Source organism: Burkholderia sp. DN3021, assembly GCF_049805555.1.
GTDB classification, from domain to species: Bacteria; Pseudomonadota; Gammaproteobacteria; order Burkholderiales; family Burkholderiaceae; genus Burkholderia; species Burkholderia pyrrocinia_C.
In genome coordinates this window covers 1-4,015 of sequence record NZ_JBNCAB010000172.1, presented here as the reverse complement: position 1 = coordinate 4,015, position 4,015 = coordinate 1, and the positions used below count along the sequence as shown (strand labels likewise).

Annotated in this window: 3 protein-coding genes; all 3 read left to right on the top strand. The window is 59.7% G+C overall.

What is annotated here, in order from left to right; all coding sequences use genetic code 11:
• Positions 1-144 precede the first annotated feature (144 nt).
• From invF to ACPUER_RS35990, 3 genes are read left to right on the top strand one after another with little or no spacing between them, the layout of a single operon-like run.
• A complete protein-coding gene (gene invF / locus ACPUER_RS36000) occupies positions 145-915 on the top strand; it encodes an AraC family transcriptional regulator InvF (RefSeq protein ID WP_425133484.1) in 771 nt (256 codons plus the stop codon).
• The gene (gene sctC, locus ACPUER_RS35995) at positions 912-2,624 is read left to right on the top strand and encodes a type III secretion system outer membrane ring subunit SctC (protein WP_425133483.1); all 1,713 of its coding nucleotides are present in this window, start codon (positions 912-914) and stop codon (positions 2,622-2,624) included. Before invF ends, sctC begins: the two co-directional genes overlap by 4 nt.
• 10 nt (positions 2,625-2,634) lie before the next feature.
• Positions 2,635-3,732, top strand: coding sequence for a YopN/LcrE/InvE/MxiC type III secretion system gatekeeper (locus ACPUER_RS35990; RefSeq protein ID WP_425133482.1), 1,098 nt, complete (start codon positions 2,635-2,637; stop codon positions 3,730-3,732).
• Positions 3,733-4,015: the final 283 nt, after the last annotated feature.

Genomic DNA, 4,015 nt, shown 5'->3' with positions numbered 1-4,015 from the left:
ACGTTTCTTCAATCGCATCAAACATTTTCGTCGCGTCGTCACTCGTTGCGACAATCGCGGGCAACTATCTCGCCTTCGCGGTGCTTGCCTGAGCCTTTGGGCCGCCGGTGAGAATGTGAACTGACCCTAGTAGGGCATTGACTGATGACAGATCACGAAGTGTTAAATTCGCAGGAAGCGTTGTGCTCAGGCGCCAGACGCAGCGTTCCGGCTCAAGAGGCTTGGTTGCTGCAGCTCAGTCCGGATCAAAGAGCACGTCTGGAGCTGACATGGAAAGAGGGTAGTGAGTTGTGGGAGGCGCCGGACGGCTGGCAAGGCATATTGCTGCTGGATCGCGTCGAGGTTCGCGTCGCCGCGGGAGAGTTGAGAGTGCGTCCGCTCAAGCTGAAAGTGTTCAGCAAGCTGCTGGCTTTCATCGACGAAGCGAATGGCGTGGAGGCCGCGGGCGCAGAGTTCGCTGCCTGGTCTTTGCTGTCCCATGAGGAGCCGTCGGTTTGGCAGGAACGCAAACGCTGCGAATACTGGTTTCTATTGCAGATGTTGGAAGAGCCGGCTTCGTTTTCGCCATTCCTCGACTTGTTGCGCCATAGCGAGAGCTACTGGCTGGTGCGGTTTCTGCTGGCGCAGTCGACGGGCAGCAATACCTTGCAGGATCTAGGGCAGCGTTACGGCGTGTCATATTCTCATTTCCGCCGCTTATGCCGCCACGCCTTGGGCAGTGCAGCCAAGACCGAGCTGCGGGACTGGCGGATGGCGCGCTCGATGCTGGACGTGGTGGAGGGGCGAGAAAGCCTGACCCAGGTCGCCCTCATGCATGGCTATGCTTCTTCATCTCATTTTTCAAATGAAATAAAAGGGCTGCTTGGAATGTCTCCGCGCAGCTTATGCAATATCATCCAATTAGCCACAGAATGAAGAAACATCACTTGTGCGCATGGTTTCTGGCATGCGCGGTACTACTAACGCCTCCCGTCGCCTGGGCATTAGGGCCAACGGCTTCCGCCGGCAGCGGATATGTCGCCAAGAATGAGAGTTTGCGCAGCTTTTTCGACGCGTTGGCCGCGCAGCTGAAAAAGCCCATCATCGTCAGCAAGCTGGCCGCGCGCAAGCAGATCAGCGGCGAGTTCGATTTGAACGGCTCGCAGGCGCTGCTGGACAAACTGTCGCAGCAGCTGGGGTTGATCTGGTATCACGATGGGCAGGCCATCTACGTCTACGACGCCAGCGAGATTCGCAACGCGGTGGTATCGCTGCACAATGTGTCCTTGGGCGCGTTCAATGATTTTCTGCGCCGTTCTGGCTTGTATGACCGGCGGTATCCGTTGCGTGGCGATGCTCGCAGTGGTACTTTCTACGTCTCTGGCCCGGCGGTTTTCGTCGATCTGGTGGTCAATGCGGCTACCTTCATGGACAAGCAGAGCAATGGCGTGGAGTTGGGTCGGCAGAAGATAGGCGTGGTGCGGCTGAACAATACCTTCGTCAGCGATAGAAGCTACGAATTGCGCGACCAGAAGATTGTCATCCCCGGCATGGCGACTGTGATCGAGAAGCTGTTGCTCGGCGAGGGAAAGCCCTTGCAGAGCGCTGCGAGCGGTGCGCCGCTGCGTCCGCCGGCGCATCGCGACGATATTCCGGCGATGCCGGATTTTCCCAGTGGCGGAGAATCGAAGGTGGCGGCCTATCCGGGCGGGCTCAGCCTGCCGGAGGCGCTAAAGCAGGAGGTCGCGGCCGGCGACATCAAGGTCATCGCCTATCCGGACACTAACAGCCTGTTGGTTAAGGGTACGACCGAGCAAGTGCGTTTCATCGAAAAGCTGGCCGAGGCGCTGGATATTCCGAAGCGCCACGTCGAGCTGTCGCTATGGATCATCGACCTGGATAAAGGAGATCTGGACCAGTTGGGCGTCAAGTGGAGCGGTTCGGCCACGATCGGTGACAAGCTGGGCGTGACGCTGAATCAGGCCGGCTCCGTCAGCACGCTGGACGGCAGCCGTTTCATCGCGTCCGTCATGGCGCTAGAGCAGAAGGACAAGGCTCAAGTGGTATCGCGTCCGGTGGTGCTGACGCAGGAAAACGTGCCGGCGCTATTCGATAACAACCGCACGTTCTATGCCAAGTTGGTTGGGGAGCGCACGGCCAACCTGCAATCCGTGACCTACGGCACCCTGATCAGCGTGTTGCCGCGTTTTTCCGCCAATGGCCAGATCGAGATGTCGTTGAATATCGAGGATGGACGCGAGGCCAAGGCTCCGGACGATGAAAATTCCAGTCCCGACGCTTTGCCCGAAGTCGGCCGCACCCGCATCAGCACAGTGGCGCGCGTGCCGCAGGACAAAAGCTTGTTGATCGGCGGCTATACTCGCGATTCCAGCGGAGAGCGGACCGCCACGATCCCCGGGTTGGGGAAGTTGCCTTTGGTAGGTGGCTTGTTTCGCTATCGCAGCCAGAATCAGAGCAATACCGTGCGGGTGTTCCTGATTCAGCCGCGCGAGATCGTCGATCCGCTGACTCCGGATGCCAGCGACTTGGCGGGGGATGTGACCAAGCAGGCGGGCATCGGCAATGATCCGCTGCAGCGGTGGGTTCGCGACTACCTAGATCACGGGGTCCGCCGTGGAGATTAGCGCGCGCCCGATGCCGACCATAGGCCTGCGCTCGGCCAAGCATCAGGCGAGGCAGGATGCGCAGCGCGATGTGGTGGGGAAGGGGGATGCGTTCCAGGCGGAGGCGCAGCGCGCGGATGATACCAATCCTGCCGCCGAGGTGCAGCGCTTTGTCCAGTCCACCGATGAAATGGCGGCCGCGCTGACGCAGTTTCGCAATCGTCGCGACTACGACAAGAAGCTAGGCCACCTGGCCGACAGCTTCGAGCGCGTGCTGGACGAGGAGGCGCAACCGAAGGCGCAGCAGATTATCCAGGTGGCTAAGGCGCATGGAATCAGTATGGCGGAGTTGCTGCGCCAGGCACGCGTGCTGTTTCCCGACGACAGCGACCTGGTGTTGGTGCTGCGCGAGCTGTTGCGACGCCACCAGATGGAAGAGATGGTGCGCAAGCGCTTGCAAGCGCTGCTCAAGCAAGTGGAGGATCAGGCCGAGCCTAAATTGCTGAAGGCCGGAATCAATTGCGCGCTCAAGGCCAGGCTGTTCGGCAAGGCGCTGCAGTTGAGTCCCGGCTTGTTGCGCGCCAGCTATCGGCAGTTCCTGCAATCCGAGGCAAGGGAAGTGGATGTCTACGCCGACTGGATCGGGAGCTACGGCTACCAGCGCCGCGCGACCGTGCTGGACTTCATGGAGGGCGCACTTCTGGCGGACATCGACTCGCAGGACGCCAGTTGTTCGCGGCTGGAGTTTGGGTATCTGCTGGGGCGGCTTGGCCAACTCAAACTGCTGCGCTCCAGCGATGCTGTGTTTGTGGGCGGCTTGCTGGCAAACGAGAAAGTCTGCGAGTTCAATGGCAACGAAGCTGATTGGCTGCTGTTTCTGCTGTCCTTGCTGCAGTCGCCGCAGGAGTTGGACGCGCTGCTGGCCGATGTGGCGGGGCGCAGCGCGCTGCTGAGCCGGCACAGCGAACACTCCATATTGCTGCAGGCCTTGTATCGGGCGTGCAAGGCATTGTCTCCGACGCTGTTCGTCGACGCTCGCTGGCAGGACGCCCTGCTAGAGGAGTTGCGCCACATGGCGAACGTCGCCTACGAGCACGAGCGGATCGAGCGCAGGCGCGAGAGCGGTTGATGTGATTCTGTCGCGATAGTGGCAATCGGCTAAGGGGATGTTTTATTTGAATAGGATTCCTTATGTGTGCGATTCACAGACATCGTTTCACTTTCTTGAATGCCGTTTTCTTGGCGCGCTTGAGTTCGTGGCTCCGGTAGGAGATTCGAGTTCAAGCGCGCGCCGATGATGTTCGGCAAGGGTCTTGTCAACTGTATTAGCCGGGACTCGATCTGACAGGTAGTCGGGCCTACAAAGAACGAGCCATCAATGGGGGATGAGTTTCTCCTTGGCTAGTTCGAGC

What these genes read in the sequence shown, in the direction of transcription:
- invF (WP_425133484.1), top strand. Translation starts at nt 145, where the DNA reads ATGACAGATCACGAAGTGTTAAATTCGCAGGAAGCGTTGTGCTCAGGC.
- sctC (WP_425133483.1), top strand. Translation starts at nt 912, where the DNA reads ATGAAGAAACATCACTTGTGCGCATGGTTTCTGGCATGCGCGGTACTA.
- ACPUER_RS35990 (WP_425133482.1), top strand. Translation starts at nt 2,635, where the DNA reads ATGCCGACCATAGGCCTGCGCTCGGCCAAGCATCAGGCGAGGCAGGAT.